Here is a 26,597-nt window from a genome sequence, read left to right on the forward strand (position 1 = left end):
AACCTCTTAATTAGTTATTTCTATAAACGAGTCTTGCCTCTGATAAATCTAGGCCTGCAGTCTCGCCATTTTTTATGAAAAACTTACATAAAACATGTGAGTATCTTTCTAGATCTGACTTTGAAAGTAAGTCTTTTATATTTCTCTCAATATAATCATAAATCATTTTAAAACTTACATTATCTGACTTTAGCACTGCTAGCTCTAATAATGTGATAATACTATAGTAATCACTATTAGCTTTATCAAGAATCTTAGGCACAAGCTTTGAAACTGGAATACCTAAAGCATTAATATAAAGCCTTAACATTTCTGCAGACATATTAGAGTTATTAAATTGTTTCTTTGCAAACTTCTCTGCGAAAATCATCTCATTAAATGCAACTAATTGCTCTAAATATACTCTACTTAAAACTGGTGTAGCATCTGCCTTATTATAAACATCTGATAATTTATCAACATCTTTTGCCTGTCTTAATGCTAAAACTATTAGTTTTTCTTCGATATCCGCTTTTAGATATGCATCAAACTTTTCCAAAATTTTTAATGCAAATGTGTCATCCTTGTCAGCTAATGCAATAGTACCAGCTAAATTTGCAATACTTGGCAAAAACCTATTATTATTACACTCCAATAATACTAAAGCTCTTGATTTAGCCTCCCCAAACTTTTGAACCATATAAAATTTATATATTTCAAAATACTTGTATGTAATACTGTCACTTTTTAGCTGCTTTAAAGACTTTTCAAGCTCTTTTACTTCACCTGTGCTAGCTATGATTTCAAACTTCCTAAAAAGAATATAATCTCTTAAATATTTAGGTGTTAATTTGACTAAACTTGAAATACTTGTTTGGCGTATTAGCTTATCGTTTCTTAATGAAATATCTGCAACGATATCTATAAACTTTTCTTGCTTATCAACCATAAATAAGCCAAAAAACCAGCTAAATAATAAGTAAGGAAAACTAATACCTAACTTGATAATCCTCACCCCAAAAACTATTAAGAAAAAAAGTACCGCTATAGCAAAAACAAACGCCACCAAGTTCATTTTTATAGTTTTATCAGATAACACAAGCATAATGTAACCATGATACTTAGTAGCCCAAATACCAACTATCGTAGCTATGATAACTGCTATTATAAGTTTTATAATATTTATCATTTGTTACTTCCTTTTTTACTTGCACTAACCTTTAGCACTGATTCTTTAGTTAAAAGCTCATTTTGCTGACTAGATAATTGGCTAATCACCTTATCAAGGACACTATCTAAATCCTGAGTTCTGCGAGCATGAATATTTTGTATAGCCTTTTCAAGAGCTTTTGCATTACTATCTTGAACAAAGTATTCCCCTAAGATATTTGTAAGATTTGCTTTTGCTTTTGTAATATCAGACTGATCATTTGTATACATAGCTGTTTGTAAAGATATTAAAGACTGATATAAATTGTCAGATACAAACTGTTTTGCCTGCTTGCTTGACACAAGAGTTTGGTTTTTAGGTATATCTTGGATCTCAACAATTGAGCTTAGTAACTTCATATACTTGCTCTTAGGCTGTTTTACTTCCATAGTGCTTGCATTCTCGGGTGTTATATATTGTAACTTACCAATTTGTTGCTCAATATTAATAAATTCTTTTATAATATCCTCTTTTGAAGCATAGCCTTTTAAAATACTACTGATATTCTGACGATCTGATGCACTAACATTTGCAACTTTACTTGCTTGAATCTTATCAAAAGCCATACTAACCAAATAATTTGCTTTTTGAGTATCTCCACTAAACGCTACAACATCTTTTGCTAAAATTAGATAATCAATAGCTGACTGAATATTTATGATACTCATTTGCATATATAAATCTTTTGCAGGAGTCTCTAGTTGGCTATTAACTGTAGTAAGCTGTGATTGGATTGCTTTTATACTATTTTGTTGTGAATCATTTTGGCTACTTAAATCATTAATAATACCATTTTGATTACTCTGATCCTGTTTAAGTTTATTTAACTGCCTTTCTAAAGAGGAATACTGCTGATTCTCACTATTAGTATTATTTTTATCTTTGATTACTGAGTCAGCTATCACATATCCAGCCATTCCTATAGCTACTAATGATATTACAATACTAAGTTTAGGTAAAATTGACTTTGATTTTTTTACTTTAGTAGTATTTTTTTGCACAGTAGCACTTTTAACATCGCTACTTTTTTGATTAGAGTTCTCTGTTGCCGACATTTTTACTAGCCTCTGTAATTTTCAGTATTTTCTTACAAATATAATCGTTGTTTATTTTCTCTAGCTCTAAAGTCTTTTTAAAGCCCTGCTTATTTACAAATTCTAGCATTTTTGAGCTAGTTATGGTAACAATTGCGTCTGTTGGTAGCGATGTTTTTGCAAAAATTCTAATTAATGATTTAAATACATCTAAACTTGTTACAACTATAAGCTCAGGATATTTTTCTGAAAAAAATTGCTTATACCTAGTATTTAAAAGATCGACATCTTCAAAAACTCTTTCATAAACCTCAAACTTATTGCTTTTTGTTACTTTAGAAAGCTCTTCTATTAAAAAGCTGTTTCCTCCCACACCTGAGATGATTGCGAAACTCTGCTGAGAAAGGGATAAGTTATCTTTAGAGAGTAATTTAAATAACTCCTGCGAGTTATACTTAGCATGCGGATATTTCGCTTCTAAGCCAAACTTAGCTAAAAGTTTAGCTGTACTTGCTCCAACGGCGTATATTCTTTTGTTTGCAAAAGATTCCGGTGAGTACTGCTTAAACAAGCCTTGTACTGCATACTTACTTGTAAATATAATCGAGCTATATTTATGGGCCTCTTCAGATATTGCTTTGTGACAGATTTTTATAGTTGGAAAACTAATAGCATTATGATTTTTAGAGTTAAGTAACTCTACCAAATCACATGCATCGGTTTCTGGTCTACAAACGAGTATTTCCATTTACTGATTTTTAGTTGCTGTTGTGTATATATAGTTAAGCATTGATTTTAAACCATTAGCTCTATTTGAACTTAGATTATTGCCAAAACCAATCTGCTGAATAAAATCTGTATTTGACTCTAAAATTTCAGCTGGAGTTGCATCGTTATAAACCTGCAACAACACTGCTATAAGCCCTGAGACAATCAATGCATCACTAGTAGCAATAAAATTTAACTTGCCATTTTCAACACTACTGTCAAACCAAACTTGAGATTGACAACCTCTCACTAAATTATCCTCAGTTTTCTTATCTTCAGGAAAATCTGGCAATTGCTTACCAAGTGAAATAATATAATCATACTTATCTTCCCAATCATCAAAAAAAGATAACTCATCTATTAAATCTTGTTGTTTTTGTATAACTTGATTAGTCATTTCATTAAATGTAAATTAGCTAAAAACTTAGCGAATATATTAACATAAATAAAGAATCATATAAAAGATTATAAAAAGCTATAAAATTTCTAAAAAATCATTGACAGTATATAAAAATGGTCATATAATACATCTCGTTACTCCCCGATAGCTCAGTCGGTAGAGCAGTTGACTGTTAATCAATTGGTCGGCGGTTCAAGTCCGTCTCGGGGAGCCACACTAAATTCAGAAAAAATTCTTCATACACTACTATTAAAATTAAGTTTTACTTAGAGCTGTTTAGTAGTTTATATTTTTCTCCTCCTTTCTTATCTCTAAATTATGAATTCTAAACAGCTCTAAGTGCGCGCGTACATAGTATATAACTTAGACTTATATGATATCAAAAACATATCATGCAAACTTATATTTAATAAAATAATAATTTTATTTTAATTATTGCTTCTAATACTTATCAACTATCATAATAATAAAATACTGCTCAATCTATAGACCTTTTGATATAAATAAAACTTATATACTAAAAAAGATAAATTAGTTTTTCATATATATAAGCTCCAGATATAATTCTTCTATAAAGTTGAGTTATCTGGAGAAACATAATGATCTTTTTAATATTTTTAACAACCTTACTTAGTCTTATATTTGCAACTACAAAAAAATATAAGACCTCAAAAATACTTTTTTTGATTTCACTAGTACTACTGCTAGTAGTATTTATTCCTCACACTATTAGATATATTAATATTCAATTATAGGAAATACCTTATGAAACATAATATTTTAGATTTCTTTGATAGCTTAGCTTTAATCAGTATTTCTACAATGTTAATTATGGCTTTTTATTATCAAATATTCTTTCAGGAACTACCTTGCGCGCTATGTGTATTCCAAAGAATGGCTTTAAGTCTTCTAAGCTTTGGATTAATACTAAATTTGGTTAATGGAAATAAGTATAATCACTACTTTTTTATAATATTAGTTGCTTTACTAAATGCTGCAATGGCTACTACTCAAATTCTTTTGCATATAGTTCCAGGAACTGGTAGTTATGGAGATGAGGTATTTTCTTTACATATGTATACATGGAACTTTATCGTAAGTATTATGTTTATCCTATATGCAACAGTTTGTGGCTTACTAACACCTAATAAAGATAAAATAAATCAAAAGATTGGTATTCTTTCAAAGTTTGCCATTGGTTTAATTATATTTTTAACCTTTGCAAATACAGTAAATGTTTTTATTGAGTGCGGACCATACTTATGTCCATCAGATCCAACTAGCTATTGGTTATTTAACTTTTTTTCTAAATAAGTTAAATTTTTGCTATAACAATTATTGATTTATTTTTTTTTATTATTAAAATGCCTAACCTTAAAAGTTACTAATATTTTAAAATATTTTTATTATTTACATGTAACTTTAAAATCCATAAAAAATGACTTTAGATAGAGACTCCTTTTTAGTTTTTTCATATCTCCTTACTTTCCCTATCTAAGGTCAATTTTTATATTTTATAATATTTTTTTTGCTATAATTTAGCTCATATTTTGATTTATAGAATTACAAGCCATATGAAAGCAACACAAACTCTTATTGCTACTACTAAAGAGCTTCCTAAAGAAGCCGTACTTATTAGTCACCAATACATGTTAAAAGCTGGTCTCATTAAAAAGCTAGCTTCAGGTATATATACTTGGATGCCTATGGGACTAAAAGTATTACAAAAAATCCAAGAAATTGTTCGTTTAGAAATGAATAAAGCTGGCGCTAGTGAACTACTATTACCAAGTGTACTACCATCTGAGCTTTTACAAGAGACTCATCGCTGGGATAAATTTGGTCCAGAACTTTTAAAACTAAAAGATAGACATGACAGAGACTTTTGCTATGGCCCAACTCATGAAGAACCTATAGTAGATATGGCTAGAGATACTATCAAAAGTTATAAGCAACTTCCTTTGAACCTATATCAAATCCAGACAAAATTTAGAGATGAAATACGCCCTCGCTTTGGAGTGATGCGTGCTCGTGAATTTATAATGAAAGACTCATACTCTTTTCATGAAAATAGTGAGTGTCTAAATAATACATACCAAGTAATGTATCAAACTTATTGTAATATTTTAGATAAGATAGGTTTAGAATATCGTCCTGTAAAAGCAGATACTGGAGCTATTGGTGGTGATAATAGTCATGAGTTTCAAGTGCTAGCAAATGCTGGAGAAGATATTATTTGCTATAGTAATGATAGCGATTATGCTGCAAATATAGAGCTAGCTACTTATGCAAAACCTGATCTTCACAAAAAAGAAACATCGCAAAATTCTATAGAAAAAATCCATACACCTAACATAAAGACTATCGAGAAGCTTTGTAAAGAAATGAAGTTCGATATTAAACAAACTATAAAAACTATGGTTGTCAAAGATGCTCAAGGGAAATTCTTTGCATTAGTCGTTAGAGGTGATCACGAGCTTAATGAAACAAAGATCAATAAGCTTCCTCAAATATCTGCTCCATATACTCTAGCTTCGCATGAAGAGATTTTTGAAATTTTCAATGCAAACCCAGGCTCTCTTGGGATATACAATTGTCCTATTCAAATAATAGCTGACTATAGCGCTGTAGCAATATCAAACTTATGCTGTGGTGCTAATGAAGATGATTATCACCTGACAAATATAAATTGGGATAAAGATGTAACTAATTATGAAGTTGCTGATATTAGAAATGTAGTAGCTGGAGATATTTCTCCTGATGGTAAAGGTACTTTAGAGTTAACAAATGGTGTAGAAGTTGGTCATATCTTTGAATTAGGAGATGTCTACTCAAAACCAATGAATGCAACTGTAATTGGTCAAGATGGTAAATCTAAGCCTATATTAATGGGTTGCTATGGCTTTGGTGTATCTCGAGTTATGGCTGCAGCAATTGAGCAATCACACGATGATAAAGGTATAGTTTGGCCAGAAGCTATAGCGCCATTTGAAGTTGCCATACTTCCGATCAATTACAACAAATCAGAAAATGTAAAAAAGGTAGCGGATACTTTATATCAAGAGCTATTAGATAAAGGGTTAGATGTATTATTAGATGATCGTGGCGCAAGGCCTGGTGTAATGTTTGCTGATGCTGATCTTGTTGGCTATTCTCATCATGTGGTAATCGGTGATAGACTCCTTGATCAAGGACTAATAGAATATAAAAATCGTAAAACTCAAGAGAAACAAGAAATAACTATTGAGCAATTACTGAAGATCTTAAAATAAATCTATAATTTTCTAGAATATTTTCTAAAGCTTTTTACTATCTCATAGACTAAGGTTGCATTAATAACAATATGTATCAACATTGCAAGACTTATCCCCTTAAAGGCTTTTATAGCTAGAAACTGCGTAGATTTAATCGTTAACCAATCAAGTAGTTCATATATAAATGTACCAAAACTTAATATTACATAACTTACAAAAATACTAAAAGTAAAATAAACAACTTTATTTAAAGTACTACTTTGTTTATCAAGAGAATATAAATATCCTATTAAAAATACCGAAAATAAACTTAAAAAGAGTGAAAACAAATATGGCTTTAACAATACCAATATAGTAAATGCAATATTTATAGATACTAGCCATATTAAAGATTTAAATGCTGATGTTCCATAATCACTAACATATTTTTCAAAACCCAATATAAGCTTATTAAAAAAATCTCGACTTTTAAATTTTAAAGTTTGATAGTGATTTTCACATTCCTCTTTATAAAACTCAACGGCCTTAATAGTATCATTCTTTTTAAGTGATTCATGCTTTAGGATTCTGTAAGTTTCTTGTTTATCTTTAATTGATATTTCCTTTGAACACTTATTACCATTAATTTCAGCATCATAGAAGTCCAAAATTGCTGAATTATTTATATTTACTCTAGCTAGATTTAACCCCTCTTTAAATTCAGCAGCTCTAAAACTAGCATTTTCCTTAAATGTTGTATATCTAAAATCTACATGATTATTAAAGGTTGCTTCCTCAAATATACTATCTTTATGAAATTTCGTATTTTTGAGATTAATTTTTTCAAAATAATTTGAACTTGAAAACTCTATAACATCTAGAAATTCTGTATATGATAGATCAATATTTGATTTAAAAGTAACTCCATTTAAAATAATACGATTTTCAAACTTGGAATTACTAAAGCTTACATTTTCATAAAACTTTATATCCTTAAATACTAACATACCAAAGAATTTAGATTTTATATTTAAATCTACTTCTTTATGAAACTTAGACTTTTCAAAAGAAATATCTGAATCATATTGAGAATATTGCATTTTTATAATATCTCTAAATATAGTATTTTTGAAATATAGTAGACTATCTTTAGTAAGCTTATATAATCTTCCAGGGAAAAGAACTCCTTTATTAAACACACAAGATTTCACTTTAATATTAAAAAACTTAATATCGAAAAATTTAACAATTCCTAGAAAGTCACATGACATAAAAGATAGTCTTCTTAACATCCCTAATAACTCTAGTTGTCCTTTAAAAGAACAGTTACTAAATCTAATATTGTTTTTCTCACAACTAAGGCTTAACTTTATAGATCCTGAGAAGACAAAAAAACAATTAACAAAATTTATATCTTTAGTTGAATATTTTTCTAAGATTTCATCTATAATTTTTTGGTTTCTAAAAACACGACAACTTATAGTTTTTTTATTTGAAGTGGAGTCTGGTAGACTATTTTCTTCAAGCTGTTTAATAGAGTTTATAATAAAATATTTTTTCCAAGGGATCTTATCGCTATTAACTGTAACTATTGACCCTTCAATATTTCCAATACTAGATGTATCATCACTATGGCTAAATTTTATTTCCTTATCATCATTTTGAAAAGTAATGTCTTCATAATGATCTCTAATTTTCTGATTATCATCCATAGCTTAAACTATATAAAACTAATTTCTTAAATAAAATTATGCTTTAAAAATCAACGATAGTACATAGCCAAATTTTATACTATAATTAGCTAATATTCTTGTATAAAAGAGAAACAAATATGATACAACCAAAACCATATATTGATACTTCCCCTTCTGTATACGGTAAATTTTCAACAATGGCAGTAGAATACAAAGCAGCTAACTTCACACAAGGCGCTCCTGATTTTGATACTCCAGAATGGCTAATTGATCGTGCAAATTTTTATATGAAAAAAGGCAAAAACCAATATGCTCCAATTCCAGGAGCTATGGCTCTACGCCAAGCTATAGTTCATAAAACTAAGCATTGCTATGGGGCTGATGTAGCTATTGATAATGTAGTAATTACTGCAGGCGCTCAAGAAGGCCTATTTACCACGATATCTACATATGTTGGAGCTGGTGATGAAGTCATTATGTTTGACCCTATATTTGATACTTATGCTGGTGTTACAAAATTCAACCAAGGAAAATGTGTAAGGCTTACATTACTACCAAATGGTAATATTGATATCCAAGCTATTGCTAATGCCATTACTGATAAAACAAAAATTATAATCTTAAACTCACCACATAACCCTATGGGAACTATAATATCAAAAAGTGAGTATCAAGAAATTGCAAAGATAGTCAAAGATAAAGATATTCTAGTAATATCTGATGAAGTTTATGAACATATTTATGCAGGTGATAGCTTCACAAGTGCTATAGAAATACCTGAGTTAAGAGATAAACTAGTTGTATTACAATCTCTCGGTAAAACATATAACGTTACAGGTTGGCGTCAAGGTGTAATGATTGCCCCTGCAGATATTATAAAAAATGTCTTAGCTATAAAACAATTTTCAACTTTTTCAGCAGTTCACCCTCTACAACTTTCATTAGCTGAAGGAATCTTAGAACACCCTGAATACTATGAAAACTTACATAAGCTATATAAAAAGCAAAATGCTCTACTTAGAGAAAATATGCAAGGGTCAAGGTTCAAAGTTTTAGAGTGGCAAGGATCTCCTTTCCAAATGATAGATTATAGTGAAATAAGTAATGAAGATGATCACACTTTTGCAACTAAACTTATTAAAGAATATGGGGTTGGAGTTGTACCAATGTCAACACTATTTGAGACTCCTCAGCATAAATTTTTAAGAATTTGTTTTGCAAAGAAAGATGCTGAAATAATCAAAGGTGCTAAAATATTAGCGCAGATATAGTAATCCGAAAGAGATTCATCATTCTACGATACTCAATCAAGTTCAGCACAGGCTTTGACCATAGAATCTAACTTTAAGACCTATAGCAACTAAATACTATGTCCAATTCCTAAATTCATTGGTTTATATATATTTCATGTAGTAGATAATTAAGTCAGTTGAGATTAATATTATTTTTCTTGTATCATACTGATGAATGTGGCTGATTTAAGTGAGTTTCCTTGTTTACCATACTTCACTGCTAAATTTGTTGTACTTTGAGATACTCTCTTCATTACAACTTCTATAAAGTCATTAGGATCATTATCATTAACCGCCAGAATCAACGCTTTTTGCTCATTCTTCTGATTTGTGTTTATTGCATACGACTCACCTGCTAGACTAGGAGCTTGGTCAGACTCTATTAACCTTAGTGCCTCACTATAAACGTCATTTAGGCTCTTATGTACATCTACTGTAGAATAACCTTGATTATTATATCTAATATTATTAGTAGCGCATGCTGAAACCATAGCCATAAGAACAACTAGTATTAATAGCCTAAAATTCAACTTAATATTTTTCATCTGTTAAATATATAAGGTATATGTAGTTTCAATTATGTTATTAGAACTTTAGTTTGTCAATATTTTAAAATTAGTTAAATTAACAATCTATATTTAATATCCGATCTGATATTAGAAGTAATAATGATTAAAAATAAAAGCTTTGATTACCCCTTAACTAACTGCGGTCTATCAATATCTTGCTGTATTGCAGTAACTAGAGATGATGATCTTATCGATGCTCCTGATGCCCCATCTTTTATATATATCTTTGTTGTATCTTTTGAGACTTTTTTGATTATAATGTCAAGATAGTCTGAAGAGCTATTTTGGCTTTTAGCTACTATTACGGCCATAGTGTTCATTTTATCAGTAGAGCTAATATTATATAATTTACCATTTAAGTCACATATCTGACCAACTTTTATTGACTCAATAGTTGCATTATAAACTTCATCGTAAGTATGGTGTAACGTAGCAATATAATAACCATCTTTATATTCAGTTGCATTAGAGCTACTGCTAAACATAGCACAGCTAGATAGCATAGTAAAAATGATAGACAAAATTAAAACAGAGATTTTTGAATTTAGATTTTTCATGTTTTTGCAGAAATTATTGCTATATCATAGATTATGTTATCAGAGTTTTTATTTGTCAATCTAAGAGATTAGATATTAGTGATGATTGATATTATTTTGTATAAGAGAAACTAAAGCAGATGATCTAATAGCATTACCCTCACTACCATATTTTATAGATATTTGAGTTTTATCTTTTGCTTTTTTCTCAATAGCAATTTCAACGAAATCACTAGGGGTATTATCACTCTCTGCAGCAATAACTGCTTCGTTTTCCATTTTTTTATTTATTTTGATATCATACGGACTACCATTTAAGTCATATGTTTGACCATTCTCTAGAGCTTCCAAAGAAGCCTTATAGACACTACCAAAACTTTGGTTAAGAACTGTTGTATAGTATCCATTATTAAAATTAGAACCACCAAAAGTTGAACACCCAGATAATATAGCCAAAACAATAGCCAAAACTATCAAGTTAAATTTTGATCTTAAAGTACTCATTTACTTCATCTCCCAATATAACGTGAACTAATTATCTTACTAGGCATCTTATTTGTCAATGCTTAACAAACCATATTAGCTTGTAAAAGAAAAAGTTAAAGTTTCTTGGACGTTTTACTTAAATTATCTTGTATCATAGTTACGAAAGCTGATGACCCTATCGTGTCACCATTACTACCATGTTTTACTGCAATTCTAGTATTATCTTTTGATTGCTCCTGGATAACGACCTCAATAAAGTCAGAATTGTCAGTATTACTTTCCGCAACAATTACACCCCCACCACCAGCTAATTTTTTATCTACTTTAAGACTATACTCATTTCCACTATTATCTCTTGTTACGCCAGTTTTTATAAGTCTTAATGATTCACTATATACCTTATTAAAACTTTGATTGATAGTAGTTATATAGTAACCATCTTTATAATAACTCCCTGTCCCAAAAGTAGAACACCCATATATTAAAGCGAATATTATTACTAAAACAAATACACTAGACCTTAACTTTAAACTCCTCATATCTCACACCTGAATTTTAAATTAAATTAATTTTCATTATCTTCCTAGTATTTACTATTGTCAATAATGTTAAAAGCACTTTAAGATTTTTTATATACATGAATAATTAAATATAATAATAACAGCTTAAAAAGTGTTAAAATCTGAATATTAAGCTAAATAAATCATTTAAGGTTTTAAAATGTCAAATTTAAAAATTAGCATAATTCAAACAGATATTATTTGGGATAATAAACAACAAAATTATAATAATTTAGAAAAAAAATTAGCTCAAATTGATAGTGACACAGATATCGTCGTTTTACCAGAAATGTTTAACACTGGGTTTATAATGAACCCTACTAATGAAGCTAGTACAGAGCAAGATATTATCAATTGGATGTCTAAACAAGTAGAAGGCAAAAACTATGCTCTTGTTGGCAGTGCTGCTACATTTACAGATACAAAAATAGCAAATAGACTTTATTTTGTAACACCTGAACAACAACTCTATACTTATGATAAGAATCATCTATTTATTCATGCAGGAGAAGATAAAAAATATTCTAGTGGTAATAAACGAGAGATTATAAACTATAGAGGCTTTAACATATTGCTTACTGTATGCTTTGATCTACGTTTCCCCGTATTTAACTGTAATAATAATGACTATGACATACTATTAAATGTAGCATGTTGGCCAGAGTCTCGACGTCAACATTGGCAAGCTTTACTTAAGGCTAGAGCTATAGAAAACCAAGCTTTTGTAATAGCATGTAATAGAGTTGGTGAGGATCCTAATGTTAGTTATTCTGGTGATAGTATGATTATAAATTACAATGGCGATACTTTAGCTCATGAAGAATATAAAGAAGCAATACTAACGGCTAATTTGAGTAAGAAAGCACAACAAGAACATCGCCAAGCTTTTAACTTCTTAGCATCTCAAGATAATTTTACTCTGCATCTCTAATAGATTTAGAGAGCTTCTGTAAAACAGCATTAATAAATTTATACCCTTCTTCAGTTCCCATACTAAATGCTATCTCAACATATTCTTTTATTATTATTTGATATGGATTCTCTAAACATTCTATAAGTTCTGCTATAGCAACTTGTAAAACTGCATAATCAACATAATTAATAAAATCCATTCCATCATCGGAGTTCTCTGAGATATAGCTATCGATTGTAGTTTGATTTGCCTCAACAGCATCAACAAGCCTATAAAAAAGGTTCCAATCAGTTTGATGACGACCAGCATTATCAGCATAGTATTGTACTTTCAGCTCATCAAAAGTATTATCATTAACTTTTTTTTGGTATAAAGCTTGTACAGTGTATAGTCGAGCATTATTTCTAGCTCTAGCAGTAGTTTTCATAAATTCCTTTGATGTTTTTTTAGATAATTTAAGATATTATTATTTCGCAAATAACTATTATAACCTATCAGTAAAAAATATGTATAAGTGGTGGCAAGAAATTGATCTAAAAGATATGACAAGTGAACAATGGGAGTCTATTTGTGATAGATGTGGTCTATGTTGCTTAAACAAACTTCAAGATGATGAAACTGATGAAGTATATTATACCAAGGTTAGTTGTAAGCTTTTAGATACTAATAAATGCCAATGCAGCATGTATGAAAAAAGAAAACAGCTTGTTCCTGAATGTATAAACCTAACTTATAAACAGCTAAAAAATCATGCGCATAAATGGTTACCAAACAGTTGTAGCTATAAACTATTATTCGAAGGCAAAGATCTACCAGATTGGCACCATTTAAATAACAATGGCTCAACAGAAAAAATGCATCGAGAGAAAAAATCTGCTAAACATTTTGCAATTTCAGAATATGAATTAGATGTTGATGAGTATTTAGAAGATTTCATAATAAAAATAGATAACTGATTTTTAGTTTTTGGTATATAATTCGCTCACTATTTCATATTGGGCATATGAATGTCTAATTTACTCTCTATAAATCCATTTTATGAAAAGATCATAGATGATTATCTAAATAATGGCTATTGTATAATTGATAACTGGTTGGACATCTCTGAAACTATATTCTTAAGATCTGAACTAGATATGCTCAACGAAGCTGACTCTTTTAGAAAATCTGCCATAGGTAATCGTTTAAATGAAAACCTTGAAAGATCTATTCGCAGTGATTTTATCTATTGGCTAGATGAAACAAAATATGCTCAAATATTTTTTTCAAAAATAAACAATTTTATCGAATATATAAATAAAACCTGCTTTGCTGGTATTGTTACAAAAGAGTTTCATTATGCAATATACCCTCAAGGCTCTTTTTATAAAAAACATATTGATACCTTCCAAAATGATGATCGAAGAACTATATCTATAGTTTATTACCTTAATGAAATCTGGCAACCAAGTTTTGGCGGACAACTAAAATTATATTTAAATGATAAAAATCTAGAGATATTCCCTACTAATGGAAAAATCGTACTTTTTGATAGTAAAACAATAGAACATGAAGTGTTACCTGTACTTACTGAAAATAAAAGGTTAAGTATTACAGGTTGGTTAAAGACTAATTAAACTTATCGATTTTTCTTAGAACTGCAATATTTTTTTCTAGTGATTTTACTAGTTTCTCAATGTCACTATCGGTTGTGTAGCAGCCAAATGATATTCTTAGTGTATTTGCAGCTTGTTTTGCATCTAAACCAATAGCACTAAGCACATGAGATGGTTTATCAGCATTTGAAGTACACGCAGAGCTCATAGATAATGCAAAATCTGGCATTAAGGTAAACAAAATATCTCCAGGAACTCCTTTAACTGTCACACTTAGAATACCAACATAACTTTGTTCTAAAGGAGTATTAACTATAACATTATCAAACTTTGTTAAGCACTCAACAACAATCTCTCGATACTTTTTCAATTTTGCTAAATCTGTTTTTTCTTTCAATAGTTCAATAGCAAAAGCGAATGCTACAATCTGTTGAGTTGACAATGTCCCAGAACGCATGCCATTTTGATGCCCTCCTCCATGTATTTGCTCTTCTAACTCTATGCCATCAGCAACATACAACGCACCGATACCTTTTGGACCATAGCATTTATGTGCTGACATAGATAACAAATCAATATTCATTTTTTGCACATCAATTTCAACTTTACCTATACCTTGAGCCGCATCAACATGAAATACAATATTTTTCTCTTTAGCAATTTTACCAATTTCTTCTAAAGGATTCGCTACACCTATTTCATTGTTTACTGCCATTATAGAAATTAGCACAGTATCAGGGTTTATTAAGCTTCGTAACTCATCTAAATTTATACGTCCATGCTTATCAACATTTAGATAACTTACACTAATTGAATCATCTTTCTTAGATAGGTATTTACAGACATCTAAAACTGCTTTATGCTCAATTGAAGTTGTTATAATATGTTTTTTATCTTTGTGACTTGCCTCAACTAGGCCTTTAATCGCTAGATTATTTGATTCTGTTGCTCCAGATGTCCAAACAATATTTCCACCTGGTGCATTTATAAACTTAGAGATAATTTTTTCAGCTTCATCGATCTTCTTCTTAGCTAGTCTTCCTAAGTAATGTGTTGAGGCTGGATTCGCAAAAAATGTATCTATTTCCATATACTTTTGCATTTCTAGGACAACTTCATGGAAAACTGGAGTTGTTGCAGCATAATTGAAAAATAAAACTTTCTCAAAATCAAAATACTCAAGTTTAGGTGGGACAATAGTTTCATTACCATTATCACGCCAGCTTGAGATACCACCTAATAGACAGTTAGCATCATCGAACAGATTTTTAAAAAAACTATGTACTTTACTTGTTCTATTTGCTGTTTCACAGTATATAGTTACACTCTTATGATGACTATATTTATCATAATTAATTAAAAATTCACTTATATGAATCGCTCCAGGGATAATATCAACTAAATACTCTTGATAACTACGAATATCTACTAATAACACACCTTTTTCTAATTGTTCTTTTAGAACTTGATCTGTGATCATTGCCATAACTTATTCATCCTCAAAATTCTAACTTTTAAATTCAAAATACTACAGATAATGCGACTAGACTAGGTTTTTTACATCAAACTACAAATATAGTAATCTCTTGTCGCTTTAAATAGATTATATAAATATTTATTAACTACAAAAAGTCTTTTATAAGGATATTAATCTCATCTACAGCATTTAGCATAACAAAGTGACCTGCATTTAACTGAACATATTTAGCTTTATCATATAAACATAAAATATCATTTTTTGATGTTCGTGGTGATGCACTAGCTATATAAAGGGATATCTAACTTATCAAACAGATCATTCTTATCAAAATAAAATGCTTCTCTAAGAACCCTATTAAAAAACTTTGGTAACCTTTGCCAATAAGCCAACATTTGCTGAGCCTTATCCTGCATAATAGTATAATCATCAAAATGTTTATCTATTATATAGTTATGTATATAATCTGTCAGAGTTTCTAAACCACACTGACTATCAAGTGCCTCTAAAAAGCTCTTTTCATTATCAGTAAGTTTTAATTTTAACGTAGTATCAATTGCTATAACTTTTCTAATATCCAAATCAGTTTGAGCTAAATTTAGAGCTAAAAAACCACCCATGCTATGGCCTATAATTATGATGTCTTTATATTTAGATAACTGATCATATAAACATACAATCACTTCTTCTATACTGTATCTTCCTAGCGAAATTATTTCAGAATAATTAGGAGCTATTACATTGTAGTTTTTACTAAAAAAATCAATTTGGGCATTAAAATCTGACGGCTGACAACACCAACCATGTAAATATACCAAAGTAGCTTTATTTGAATGGCTCATTAATATGATATGGAAATAATTAAATCTTAGGTAAATATTAACCTAGATAGACTAATTACTAAAGTATATAAACACTCCTAGGACAACAAGCATTACTGCAAATATAGTTTGTAGAACCTTATCATTAAGTTTTTTCTTAATTTTATTTGCTATAAGCATACCTATAGCCCCACCAATTATAAACATACTAGCAATATACCAGTTTACGCTTGTCTGTCCATAATGTGAAACAAAACCAGATATTGATACCACAAATATCACTAATAATGATGTATTAATAGCTCTTTTAATAGGCATAGCGGTGATAAAAACTAATGCAGGAACTATTAAGAAACCACCACCAACGCCAAAGAAACCTGTCAAAGTACCAACGATACCGCCACTTATTAGTAAAGCAACAATACATTTAGGTCCTATACTTTTACAAACAGATTTATCTGAACTAGACATTACTTTAGCTTTTATTAAACTCCAAACACCTATCACAATCATAAGTACGGAAAAGCTAAGCATTAGTAACTTATCAGATAATGCCTGTGAAATATAACTTCCTATAGGTGCAAATATTATACCTGTTATAATCATCACAGCCGCTGCAATATAGTGAATATCTTGATTTTTATAGTTTACTGCAATACCAAAAATTGCTGTAAAACCAACGACAAGCAAAGATATAGTGACTGCACTGTGAAAATCTAAACCAACACCGTAAGTCAAAAGAGGAACGGCTAATATTGATCCACCTCCTCCAGTTAGACCTAATGCAATTCCACAGATAAAGCCAAATATTATTAAAATCATATTGTTATTACTCTTATACACCACATTTTAAGTTAGCAGGCACCGCGATATCAATATAATTTGGCGGTGGTAATTTCAAATCATCCATTAGTTTTGCATATTCTTCTGCTGATTTAACTTGTAGTCTTGGATTATTTCTCTTTTCCTCAGCAACACTACTACTAGTCATACCGTTATAATCATGACCTGGATAGATAATAGTATTACCCGGTAATGTCATTAGCTTATTCATGATACTGTCATAAGCAGCATAAGAATCACCATTTTGGAAGTCTGTTCTTCCTGAGCCTCTTATAAGCAATGTATCACCTGTAAATAGTTTGTTCTCAGTCATAAAACAGTACGAATCATCAGTATGTCCAGGAGTATAAATAGCTTTTATCTGATAATGCCCAAACTCAATAATATCACCATCAAAAACTTTCTTCGTTGTATGCTCTGCTTTAGTTTCTCCACCAAGTACAATACCACAACCAGTTTCTTTTCTTAAAAGTCCTGCAGCCGTTACATGATCAGCATGAACATGAGTATCGATTGCATAAATGAGCTTCAGATTAAGCTCTTTTAAAAGTTTAATATACTGCTTAATATTAAACCTTACAGGATCTATTATCACAGCTTCCCTAGTTTCTTCACACCCTAAAATATAGGTGTAAGTATAAGTATCTCTATCTATTAACTGCCTAAAAATCATAGTTTCTCCTTCTTTACTAGTTAAAGTTTGCCCTATTAAAAGGTGCCTTTTCTTTGGTCAGTTTTTCAATAGTATCATAATAATATGAAATCATGATATATCCCCCAGCGATATTATAAACATCATAACCTTGCTGTTGAAGCATCAATGCAACATTGTAAGAACGTTGACCAGTTCGACAATGCACATATACAGGTTTTGATTTATCTATATCTGCTAATCTACCCCTAATTTCAGACATTGGAATATTCTTTGCTCCATTTAGCATACCATTAGCTATCTCTGATGGATTTCTTACATCAATAATCTGTGCATTTTCCTCAATTAAGTCTTTTACTTTAGTAAATGGTGTTTGTTTAAAATCACCATTTAAAATATTACTAGCAACATAACCTGCATGATTTACAGCATCTTTACCAGTTGAATATGGTGGCGCATAGCAAAGCTCAAGATCCTGAAGATCCTCTACTGTCATTCCTGCCTTGGTAGCTGTAGCAAGGACATCCATTCTTTTATCAACGATACCTTGACCTATTGCTTGAGCACCTAATAATTTACCAGTATTTTTCTCAAACATAATTTTCATAAATATTGGTTTAACACCAGGCATAATACCTACTCTATCTACAGGCACTACATAAGTATAATCATAGTCAATATCTAGATTATGAAACTTAATCCAAGCCTCATTTAAACCTGTACTTGCACCAGTATAGTTGAAAACTTGTATTATTGATGAAGCTATATAACCATTATTTACAATCTTTTTACCATTTATATGATCAGCTATTAAACGACCTTGCTTATTCGCTGGCCCTGCTAATGGCAAATTAAAATCTTGATTAGTCAAAGCATTTTTAACTAAAATAGCATCACCCGCAGCATAGATATCTTCATCCGATGTTTGATAGTTTTCATTAACTTGAATATGACCACTCTTAGCTAGATCTATTCCAACATCTTTTAAAAATTTAGTATCTGGAGCTACACCTATAGATAAAACTACCAAGTCAGATTCGATTTGTTTACCTGACTCAAGTAAGACTTTATCAGACTCAAAACCAACAACTTTTTCCGATAGCATCAACTTAATATCATGATCAAGTAGTTCTTTCTCTAAGAACTTAGCCATCTCATAATCAAAAGGACGCATAATTTGGTTAGCCATCTCAACTATAGTTACATTAAAACCTCTTTCTCTAAGGTTCTCAGCAACTTCTATTCCGATAAATCCAGCCCCAATAACAGTTACATTCTTAACTGTTTTATTAGTATTAAAAACTGCTTGATGTATCTTTTTAACATCTACTACGTTTCTTAGGATAAAATGATCTATCAAATCAAGACCTTCAAAAGGAGGTACTATTGGTTTAGCTCCTACAGCTACAATTAATTTATCATAGCTTTCTGTGTATTTTTCATTAGTTTGAAGATTTAAAACTGTAACAAGCTTATTTGTCTTATCAATATCTATAACTTCAGAGTTTGTACGAGCATCGATATTATATTGCTTATCAAACTTTTCTGGTGTCATTAAAACTAGCTTCTCAGCTGGTTCAATATGTCCACCAAGGTGATATGGTAAACCACAGTTTGAAAATGATACATGAGGACCCTTTTCAAACATAATAATCTCTGCTGATTCATCTAATCTTCTTAGCCTAGCAGCTGCTGATGCCCCTGCAGCAACTCCACCAATTATTAGATATCTCTTAGCCATAAGAAGCTCCCTTTTACTTGTAATTATTTTCTTTTGTTATACGGTAAAAACTCTAACATTATTGCTAATCCACAAGTTCCAGATAACCCTGCAAATAGAAGTCCTGCGCCAAAAAAACCACTTAAAATTGCAAAATACTGTGACACTGTAAATGAAAGTACAACACCTAAAAGTACCATAAAACCTACTATGATCTGTACTTGACGCATAATTGGTAATGGTTCTTTAACATTTTTTTGTGTTGGCTGTTTATGCTGTTTCCATGCATTAATACCACCTTCTAGTAAGTAAACTGCCTTTGCATTTAAATCTTTAACTTTCGTAGCAGCTTGGTTAGTTCTGTTCCCAGATTGACAATGAAGCACTACAATCTCATCAGGCTGAATATTTGCATCATAAATTTCATCAACTGTGATATTCTCAGCACAATCAATACATTCTCTATTATGCTCACCTGCTGTTCTGATATCGATTAACTTAACTTTCTCTTTCTTTTTTAAATCAAGAAATTCTTTTACTGAGATATTTTTCACTTGATGCATTTCACTTCTCCTTTAGTTTTTTCTAATTTAGTTTTTTCTAATATTATATATAAATTTTTTATCCACAATATATACTATATAAAGCTTCTAATATTTTCTTAACAGCTGGATCCTTTAAACTATAAAAAACTGTTTGTGCTTCTTTTCTAGTTTGAACTAGCCCTTCTTTTCTCAACACAGATAAATGCTGAGAAAATGCTGATTGACTAAGATCAGAGTATTCAGCTAGTTCTCCAACTGTCATTTCTTGTCTTAAAAGTAGACATAATATCAGCAATCTAGATTCATGCGAAATAGCTTTTAATAATGATGATGCCTTGGTAGCATTATCTTTCATTTGCATTAAATCCATAATTAAACTTGCCAACTCAAACTCCCAATACAATTATATTAGCAAATTCTAATTTAGAAATCAATGATATAGTTATTAATTTTTAACCTAATCTTTTAACATTTAGAAAATTTACTGAAGCAATATGATAAAAGTTAAAATACTACTATATGATATAATTTACAGCTAGAGATATAAATATGAACTTATCAAAAATATATACTATGGAGGATAGATAATGTTAGAAATAATTCAAATTACTGTTGCTGCCCTCTGTGGTATTGCAGTAGGGGTTGAAAGACAACATTATGGATCGTCTGCAGGAATTAGAACTTATGCTCTAGTTTGTGTTGGATCGTGTCTATTTGGAATCATCTCAACTCATGCAAGAGGTGGAGCATATTATGAAAGTGTTGTTGATCCTACTAGAATAGCTGCTCAAATTGTAACAGGAGTTGGGTTTATTGGTGGTGGTATTATCTTCAAAGACAGTAACCGTGTTAGAGGAATTACAACAGCCTCAACAGTATGGATTATGGCCTCAATTGGTTTAGCTATCGCTTTTGAAATGTTTTTACTGCCTATAGCAGCAACTATACTTTGTATTATTATTTTAACTTCAAACAGATGGCCTTTTTTCAAAAAAATAGGTAATAAACATAAACACTATTCAGAAGACGAGTAATAGAACTAGACTATATATCAAGCTGATAGAAAGATTAAAAAACCTCTCCAAACTCTTTTGCATAATAAACTGTTTGACCCTTTAAAGGCTCTAGCTTATTAGTTAAATCTAAAACCATAAAGACATCACTAGGGACATCATATTGGCATTTTATCCTATACTCGCTTGTTGACTTAAAACCAAAGCGAGGATAATAGCTTGGATGACCTAAAACAAATATAGCATCAATATTATTTTTCTTAGCTTCTTTTATAACAGCTTCAACAAGCTTTGTGCCTATTCCTTGATTTTGATACTCTGGAGCCACGCTCATTGGAGCTAAGCCAAATATGCTTATATTACTAGCTTTTACCTCCATTTTAGAGAGGACTATCTGACCTACTATAGTCTTATCTACTTCAGCAACTAATGAAATTAGACTTTGATGATCAGTATGCAATAACCTAACTAATTTCTCTTCATCATCAGTCTCAAATGATGATGCAATAAGCTGATAAACAGATTCTTGATCTTTTAGTTGTTCATAACGAATATTTATATGCATAAATTAATCCTTTATAACCAAATCTCTAGTTGAACGTATTTCAATATTTAAAAACTTATCAGTCTTTTTGATTCTTCCAAAAACTGCAAACTTAGCTCTTTTACTTTTATCAAAATCTAAATATTTCACTTGGTTTGGCACTATAAATATTGAAAATCTTGAATCTTGATCAAGTTTAAAAAGGAGTTTTTTGCTATCTCCTATATCTGAAGCTGTAATTCCTGCTATCCCATAGATAATACAATATTTATTATTAATACTCTGTATATCCATATCAGCTAGTTCCAAACCATTTATAGTATAGATATCTTGCTTTGAGTATTCTCGAGTTCGATTTTCAACTAGTTGTTGTTTTTTAAAAGGCATCAGATTTAATTCATCTTGCTTTTTAAGTACACCATCATTTTCAACTTTTGTAAGAAGGTTTATGTATCTCTCAAGATTTTTATTAACAAGAAAGTTAAGCTTACTCATATCTTTTTTTGAGTCACTTAAAACTAATTCTTTTATCTTATCGTTAGTTATTGGCCTACTAGTTCGAGGGCATAATTCATCATGCTTATCTTCACCTTTAACAAATTCAAAATATGAATCTTGATTTGCCTTACGTATAAGCTTTAATTTAGCTTTACCGCAATCGGGACAAAATATGTTACCAAAGTGTAGTTTACTACTATATTCGCTAGCTTTTATAAAACCTTTTTTATATCTGGCTACTTTCACTATTATTTCCTTTAAATAATTTAGTCATCCTGAACTTGTTTCAGGATCTCATTAAAATTGATGCTCATAGTGAGATGCTGAAATAAATTCAGCATGACTGTTTATTTTATAAATTAATCATATTTATTTAATCTTTATTCATTCTAAACTTTTTTAAACAATATATCTGATATTTGATGATCTAGGTTTTGACCTCTCTTTTCAAATTTAGTCAAAGGACGCCACTCTGGTCTTGGTGCAAACCCAGAATACATATTTTGATATTTGTCATCATTTTCAAGTAGCTCTAAAACATCTTCAGCATAAGGCAACCAATCACTAGCGTAATGAAATACTCCGCCAGTCTTAAGCTTCTTAGCAAAAAGATCTATATTTGATTGATTAACTAATCTACGTTTATTATGTTTTTTCTTATGCCATGGATCAGGAAAATATACTTGCACACCAGATAAAGACTCATCAACAATCATATTCTCTAAAATCTCAACTGCATCATGACTCATTATCAAAAGATTTGATATATTTTGATGCTCTATCTCATATAGGATATTTCCAACACCTGCTTTGTGTACTTCTATGCCAAGGTAGTTCTTATCTGGATTTTCTAATGCCATTTGGATCAATGACCCACCCATACCAAAACCAATTTCTAAAACTACAGGATTAGCATTAGAAAATATTTCTGAAAAATCTATTTGTCTATTTTGATCATAGCTAATCATATATTTCTCAGCATAACTTTCAAGCGCTTGCTGTTGCTTCTTTGTTACCCTACCAGCTCTTTGTACATAACTTTTTACTTGACGTAAATTTTCTTTAGATTTATCACACATTTTTCTAGATTTACAATTTTATTAGTACTATTCTATATCAACTATAATAAAAATAAGAGTATCTCGGTGTTAATATTTTTAACAATTCTTGCTTTACAGATTAGTTGCTTAGTACTTCCTGGACCAGATTTTTTTATAACTATTAGTAATTCTATCAAATTTGGCCAAAAACAAGGTATTTATACAGCTTGTGGTATAGCGTCAGGAATTCTTATAAATACATTTATTGTCTATTGGTTTGGATCATTTTTGCTCTATAAAGAACCTATATTATTTAAATGTTTAATATTAGTTGGTGCTATATATCTAGCTTATCTAGCTTTTAATCTATATAAAAGTATATTTACAAAGCAACAAGACTTAAACCCAAATGCTAGTGAACATATTAAAAATCTAAATGCTTTTGATACGCCTCCAAACTTTAAACTTTTTTTAAATGGCGCCTTTACTAATTTAGCTAATGCAAAAGTACTAGTTTTCTTTAGTTCAATGTTAAGTTTAGTTGATGGTTTATCTAGTTTTGGTAAAGTTAGTATTTGGATATGTATAGCTCTTACAACATTTATCTGGTTTTGTATCGTCGCTACTTTTTTTGGCAATAATAGGCTTAGACAGATCTTCTTTAGAAATATTAAAAAACTTGAGTTTATTTCAGCCGTATTTATAACCGTTTTTGTAATAATTATTCTGATTGAACTTTTCTAGAATAAAACCTTACTCCAGCCTAATTTTTCTCTTAAAGTATCATAGTAGTTATAATCTTGTGTATGTAGAACTGTAACTTTCTTTTCAGCCTTTTTGATTGTTACTTTCTGGTGAGAACTAAGAATAGTATCATGTCTACCATCTATACTTAAAACAGGTTCTGGATCATTATATTCTGTTATATAGATATCAATAATACTATCATCTGATATTACTAAAGGTCTACTATTTAATGAATGCGAACATATCGGCACAAGGACTATACTATTTTGATTGGGATTTAAAATCGGACCACCTGCTGCCATAGCATGTGCTGTCGAACCTGTAGGTGTTGATACAATTAGTCCATCTCCACGCTGATCAAAAGCATATCTACCATCGATATAAACTTTTAAACCAAACATCAATCCTCTACTTGAAGTTATTGCTATCTCATTAAGCGCTATCGATGCCTCTAAAGGAACACGTAAATTATCATCGACTCGACATTTAAGCATACTTACATTAGAAACAGAAACTTGACCTTTTAGAATATTCAAAAGATCGTCTTTTAAAGTTCTATCATTTGGAGCTATAGTCGTCAAGAAACCTAGCTTACCTTTGTTGATTCCCATAACAGGTATATTACTATACAATGCTAATACTCTAGCTGCTTTTAGGAAATTTCCATCGCCGCCGACAACAATTGCAACATCGCAATTAAGCGCTATTTCTTTTAAGCTAAGTGCTTCAAGATCTCTTAAATTAATATCTTCCGCAGTCTCTGTTTCTACAACTATTTGTAAACCTTTTTCAATAAGAAAGTTACATAGCATTTCAACAGTTCGACTAACATCCTGCTTATAGTGCTTACCTATAATAGCTACTTTTTGATATTCAAACATTATCTTTAAAAAATTTTTTTATTAAAGCTAGTATAGCAAAAGAAAAATTTTTATTATGCTATTTAAGTATGTAATTAGAAACTTTATACAAAATTCAAATTACTTTTCAGCGATCACTAAAGAAATTTTCTTTTTGATATTATTATATTTATTCACAGTTTTTATATCTGTACATTCTTTATGTAATATACTAAATCCTGATGATTCTAAAGCTTGATAATTTTTATTATCACAATTGCCAAATGCTATAAGTACCTTTTTACCCTTAGATATTAAATTATAATCTCTTAAAAAAGTTGGCTTACTTTTAGAAAATGAAGCTAAATAAAGTACCTGATAACCTCCAACATATAAAATTGGTGATTTATAATATTTACTCCAAAAAATATCTGCTTTATTAGCTATATCATTACCTGTGTTTTCTGAAATAATAGTACTATTAAAATATTTAACTAAATTATACGATGCAAAAATAACAAACTGTAGCGTTACTAATATAACAATAAGCTTTTTAAAATTGATATTGCTTAACATTTTAAAATTAAATAATTTATAAACAGCGGGAATAAATAACGCCATTAAAGGTAATACCCAACCATCTGGCAGTTTTCCATAAAAACTTTGCAATATAGAAACAAAAACTAATGGATATAGCCATAATGCTACCAACGGATGTTTAAGATTAGGTACAATCTTATTCCCACTAAAGCCAATCTTTTTTAATCTAAAGAATATTAAAAGTATTATAATTGGCGCAGCTAAATATATAAAAGGGAGTATATTATAAAACTGGCCTATAAAAAATTTAGCAAATAAGCCATCGTGATGCGCGCTCTCAGATGAATTAGTTTCCTTGACTATCCATAATATAGGAGTATAGTTTTGTTTAATTATACCTATTATAGCTGGTATTATAGCTATAAAAAATACAATTGCTGATGTAATTAATTTAGATACATATTCTCTCTTAAAGAAAAAAAGAATATACAAAAACATTATCCCAGAAAGTAATAATATTTCAAACTTAGCATATACTCCTAACGCAGTAAATATCGCTAACATTATCCAATTTTTATAAAGATTCTTATCTAACACAAGAATAAAATAATATGATGCGATAACCCAAAAAGGTAAAAGTATCACATTTTGATTATACATTATAAAATATTGTAATATGTAATACGCACTAAATGTCGAAATAACAGTTATAAAGGTAGCTTCTTCTTTTGAGAAAAATCTTTTACAAATTTTATAAATATAAATCAAAGAAACTAGCACACATAAACCACTAGACAAAACATCTGCTAAGATAGCATTTCCAAAAGTTAGAAGTGATAAAACCTTCAAGATAAAAGCGCCTAGTCCAGGGTGTTTATCATACATAAAACTAAGAGAGTTTGACCAAGCTAGATTCTCAGCAACATTCCCAGCAATAGCATATTTATTATAAAATAATGCTGTTAATCCAACCCATATAAACAAGTATAAAAATAAATATATTATTAAATCTTTACTTATATTTTTTTAAAAAATAAATCCCATAAAAT

The 26,597-nt window shown here is 30.0% G+C and carries 30 protein-coding genes and 1 tRNA gene; 9 read left to right on the forward strand and 22 right to left on the reverse strand.

Translation table 11 applies throughout. From position 1 onward, the window contains the following. Positions 1-10: 10 nt before the first annotated feature. Genes FIP56_RS07800 through FIP56_RS07815 form a run of 4 tightly spaced genes read right to left on the reverse strand, consistent with a single transcriptional unit; the run spans position 11 to position 3,388 of the window. Complete coding sequence (locus FIP56_RS07800) at positions 11-1,168, reverse strand: heme biosynthesis protein HemY (protein WP_192578363.1); 1,158 nt, start codon at positions 1,166-1,168, stop codon at positions 11-13. Then, positions 1,165-2,244, reverse strand: a complete 1,080-nt coding sequence (locus tag FIP56_RS07805) for a hypothetical protein (RefSeq protein WP_192578364.1) — start codon at positions 2,242-2,244, stop codon at positions 1,165-1,167. The genes FIP56_RS07800 and FIP56_RS07805 overlap by 4 nt, the downstream gene beginning before the upstream one ends. Beyond that, positions 2,222-2,971 (reverse strand): uroporphyrinogen-III synthase, encoded by a 750-nt coding sequence (locus tag FIP56_RS07810; RefSeq protein WP_192578365.1) that lies wholly within the window; start codon positions 2,969-2,971, stop codon positions 2,222-2,224. Before FIP56_RS07810 ends, FIP56_RS07805 begins: the two co-directional genes overlap by 23 nt. Further along, positions 2,972-3,388, reverse strand: a complete 417-nt coding sequence (locus FIP56_RS07815) for a SufE family protein (RefSeq protein ID WP_192578366.1) — start codon at positions 3,386-3,388, stop codon at positions 2,972-2,974. Positions 3,389-3,529: 141 nt separating this feature from the next. On the opposite strand from FIP56_RS07815, the gene FIP56_RS07820 reads away from it, so the two are divergent. The 3 genes from FIP56_RS07820 (at position 3,530) to FIP56_RS07830 (ending at position 6,663) form a co-directional block, all read left to right on the forward strand. After that, positions 3,530-3,605: transfer RNA gene (locus FIP56_RS07820), tRNA-Asn, on the forward strand. A gap of 551 nt (positions 3,606-4,156) precedes the next feature. Further along, a complete protein-coding gene (locus tag FIP56_RS07825; protein WP_192578367.1) occupies positions 4,157-4,705 on the forward strand; it encodes a disulfide bond formation protein B in 549 nt (182 codons plus the stop codon). Positions 4,706-4,965: 260 nt separating this feature from the next. Continuing rightward, the gene (locus tag FIP56_RS07830; protein ID WP_192578368.1) at positions 4,966-6,663 is read left to right on the forward strand and encodes a proline--tRNA ligase; all 1,698 of its coding nucleotides are present in this window, start codon (positions 4,966-4,968) and stop codon (positions 6,661-6,663) included. A gap of 2 nt (positions 6,664-6,665) precedes the next feature. Here the strand turns inward: FIP56_RS07830 and FIP56_RS07835 are convergent, their stop codons facing one another. After that, positions 6,666-8,336: a pentapeptide repeat-containing protein gene (locus tag FIP56_RS07835; protein ID WP_192578369.1), complete on the reverse strand. Its 1,671-nt coding sequence runs from the start codon at positions 8,334-8,336 to the stop codon at positions 6,666-6,668. Between the two features lie 119 nt (positions 8,337-8,455). Here FIP56_RS07835 and FIP56_RS07840 point away from each other — a divergent pair, with 119 nt between their 5' ends. Then, positions 8,456-9,589 (forward strand): aminotransferase class I/II-fold pyridoxal phosphate-dependent enzyme, encoded by a 1,134-nt coding sequence (locus FIP56_RS07840; RefSeq protein WP_192578370.1) that lies wholly within the window; start codon positions 8,456-8,458, stop codon positions 9,587-9,589. A gap of 170 nt (positions 9,590-9,759) precedes the next feature. On the opposite strand, the gene FIP56_RS07845 is transcribed toward FIP56_RS07840, so the two are convergent. The 4 genes from FIP56_RS07845 to FIP56_RS07860 form a co-directional block, all read right to left on the reverse strand. Next, positions 9,760-10,155, reverse strand: coding sequence for a DUF3568 family protein (locus FIP56_RS07845; protein ID WP_192578371.1), 396 nt, complete (start codon positions 10,153-10,155; stop codon positions 9,760-9,762). Between the two features lie 146 nt (positions 10,156-10,301). Continuing rightward, on the reverse strand, positions 10,302-10,664 hold the full coding sequence (locus tag FIP56_RS07850; RefSeq protein ID WP_245323066.1) for a DUF3568 family protein: 363 nt from the start codon (positions 10,662-10,664) through the stop codon (positions 10,302-10,304). A 147-nt stretch (positions 10,665-10,811) separates the two neighbouring features. Beyond that, on the reverse strand, positions 10,812-11,219 hold the full coding sequence (locus FIP56_RS07855) for a DUF3568 family protein (RefSeq protein ID WP_192578373.1): 408 nt from the start codon (positions 11,217-11,219) through the stop codon (positions 10,812-10,814). A 95-nt stretch (positions 11,220-11,314) separates the two neighbouring features. Next, on the reverse strand, positions 11,315-11,740 hold the full coding sequence (locus FIP56_RS07860) for a DUF3568 family protein (protein WP_192578374.1): 426 nt from the start codon (positions 11,738-11,740) through the stop codon (positions 11,315-11,317). A gap of 181 nt (positions 11,741-11,921) precedes the next feature. Between FIP56_RS07860 and FIP56_RS07865 the strand changes: the two genes are divergently transcribed. Beyond that, positions 11,922-12,692 carry an amidohydrolase gene (locus tag FIP56_RS07865; RefSeq protein ID WP_192578375.1) on the forward strand — a complete coding sequence of 257 codons (771 nt, stop codon included), beginning with the start codon at positions 11,922-11,924 and terminating at the stop codon, positions 12,690-12,692. Here the strand turns inward: FIP56_RS07865 and nusB are convergent. Next, complete coding sequence (gene nusB / locus FIP56_RS07870) at positions 12,676-13,101, reverse strand: transcription antitermination factor NusB (protein ID WP_192578376.1); 426 nt, start codon at positions 13,099-13,101, stop codon at positions 12,676-12,678. The two genes, FIP56_RS07865 and nusB, sit on opposite strands and share 17 nt — an antisense overlap. A 79-nt stretch (positions 13,102-13,180) precedes the next feature. Here nusB and FIP56_RS07875 point away from each other — a divergent pair, with 79 nt between their 5' ends. Together FIP56_RS07875 and FIP56_RS07880 are read left to right on the forward strand one after the other, a co-directional pair. Beyond that, positions 13,181-13,630 (forward strand): YcgN family cysteine cluster protein, encoded by a 450-nt coding sequence (locus FIP56_RS07875; protein WP_192578377.1) that lies wholly within the window; start codon positions 13,181-13,183, stop codon positions 13,628-13,630. Between the two features lie 51 nt (positions 13,631-13,681). Further along, positions 13,682-14,290 (forward strand): 2OG-Fe(II) oxygenase, encoded by a 609-nt coding sequence (locus tag FIP56_RS07880; RefSeq protein ID WP_192578378.1) that lies wholly within the window; start codon positions 13,682-13,684, stop codon positions 14,288-14,290. On the opposite strand, the gene FIP56_RS07885 is transcribed toward FIP56_RS07880, so the two are convergent. The 7 genes from FIP56_RS07885 to FIP56_RS07915 form a co-directional block, all read right to left on the reverse strand. After that, entirely contained in the window at positions 14,283-15,755 is a 1,473-nt protein-coding gene (locus tag FIP56_RS07885) for an aminotransferase class V-fold PLP-dependent enzyme (RefSeq protein ID WP_192578379.1), read from the reverse strand. The two genes, FIP56_RS07880 and FIP56_RS07885, sit on opposite strands and share 8 nt — an antisense overlap. A 272-nt stretch (positions 15,756-16,027) precedes the next feature. Beyond that, positions 16,028-16,588: an alpha/beta hydrolase gene (locus FIP56_RS07890; protein ID WP_192578380.1), complete on the reverse strand. Its 561-nt coding sequence runs from the start codon at positions 16,586-16,588 to the stop codon at positions 16,028-16,030. A 51-nt stretch (positions 16,589-16,639) separates the two neighbouring features. Next, the gene (locus FIP56_RS07895; protein WP_192578381.1) at positions 16,640-17,389 is read right to left on the reverse strand and encodes a sulfite exporter TauE/SafE family protein; all 750 of its coding nucleotides are present in this window, start codon (positions 17,387-17,389) and stop codon (positions 16,640-16,642) included. A gap of 13 nt (positions 17,390-17,402) precedes the next feature. Next, entirely contained in the window at positions 17,403-18,083 is a 681-nt protein-coding gene (locus FIP56_RS07900; RefSeq protein ID WP_192578382.1) for an MBL fold metallo-hydrolase, read from the reverse strand. 16 nt (positions 18,084-18,099) lie between these two features. Continuing rightward, on the reverse strand, positions 18,100-19,803 hold the full coding sequence (locus tag FIP56_RS07905) for an FAD-dependent oxidoreductase (protein WP_192578383.1): 1,704 nt from the start codon (positions 19,801-19,803) through the stop codon (positions 18,100-18,102). 23 nt (positions 19,804-19,826) lie between these two features. Next, complete coding sequence (locus FIP56_RS07910; protein ID WP_192578384.1) at positions 19,827-20,345, reverse strand: rhodanese-like domain-containing protein; 519 nt, start codon at positions 20,343-20,345, stop codon at positions 19,827-19,829. Positions 20,346-20,403: 58 nt separating this feature from the next. Next, on the reverse strand, positions 20,404-20,697 hold the full coding sequence (locus FIP56_RS07915) for a metalloregulator ArsR/SmtB family transcription factor (protein WP_192578873.1): 294 nt from the start codon (positions 20,695-20,697) through the stop codon (positions 20,404-20,406). 217 nt (positions 20,698-20,914) lie between these two features. On the opposite strand from FIP56_RS07915, the gene FIP56_RS07920 reads away from it, so the two are divergent. Beyond that, positions 20,915-21,361, forward strand: a complete 447-nt coding sequence (locus FIP56_RS07920) for an MgtC/SapB family protein (RefSeq protein WP_192578385.1) — start codon at positions 20,915-20,917, stop codon at positions 21,359-21,361. A gap of 34 nt (positions 21,362-21,395) precedes the next feature. Here FIP56_RS07920 and FIP56_RS07925 read toward each other — a convergent pair whose 3' ends face one another. From FIP56_RS07925 to trmB, 3 genes are all read right to left on the reverse strand, one after another. Next, the gene (locus FIP56_RS07925) at positions 21,396-21,905 is read right to left on the reverse strand and encodes an N-acetyltransferase (protein ID WP_192578386.1); all 510 of its coding nucleotides are present in this window, start codon (positions 21,903-21,905) and stop codon (positions 21,396-21,398) included. A 3-nt stretch (positions 21,906-21,908) separates the two neighbouring features. Then, positions 21,909-22,628 carry a hypothetical protein gene (locus FIP56_RS07930; protein WP_192578387.1) on the reverse strand — a complete coding sequence of 240 codons (720 nt, stop codon included), beginning with the start codon at positions 22,626-22,628 and terminating at the stop codon, positions 21,909-21,911. 143 nt (positions 22,629-22,771) lie between these two features. After that, the gene (trmB, locus tag FIP56_RS07935; RefSeq protein ID WP_192578388.1) at positions 22,772-23,461 is read right to left on the reverse strand and encodes a tRNA (guanosine(46)-N7)-methyltransferase TrmB; all 690 of its coding nucleotides are present in this window, start codon (positions 23,459-23,461) and stop codon (positions 22,772-22,774) included. A gap of 66 nt (positions 23,462-23,527) precedes the next feature. Here trmB and FIP56_RS07940 point away from each other — a divergent pair, with 66 nt between their 5' ends. Beyond that, a complete protein-coding gene (locus FIP56_RS07940; RefSeq protein WP_192578389.1) occupies positions 23,528-24,166 on the forward strand; it encodes a LysE family translocator in 639 nt (212 codons plus the stop codon). Here the strand turns inward: FIP56_RS07940 and FIP56_RS07945 are convergent. Both FIP56_RS07945 and FIP56_RS07950 read right to left on the reverse strand, forming a co-directional pair. Then, positions 24,163-25,053 carry an NAD(+)/NADH kinase gene (locus FIP56_RS07945; protein WP_209451878.1) on the reverse strand — a complete coding sequence of 297 codons (891 nt, stop codon included), beginning with the start codon at positions 25,051-25,053 and terminating at the stop codon, positions 24,163-24,165. The genes FIP56_RS07940 and FIP56_RS07945 overlap by 4 nt on opposite strands. Before the next feature lie 96 nt (positions 25,054-25,149). Beyond that, positions 25,150-26,532: a glycosyltransferase family 39 protein gene (locus tag FIP56_RS07950; RefSeq protein ID WP_192578391.1), complete on the reverse strand. Its 1,383-nt coding sequence runs from the start codon at positions 26,530-26,532 to the stop codon at positions 25,150-25,152. Positions 26,533-26,597 lie beyond the last annotated feature (65 nt).

It is taken from the genome of Francisella sp. LA112445 (assembly GCF_012224145.1).
In the GTDB taxonomy this organism is placed as follows: Bacteria; Pseudomonadota; Gammaproteobacteria; order Francisellales; family Francisellaceae; genus Francisella.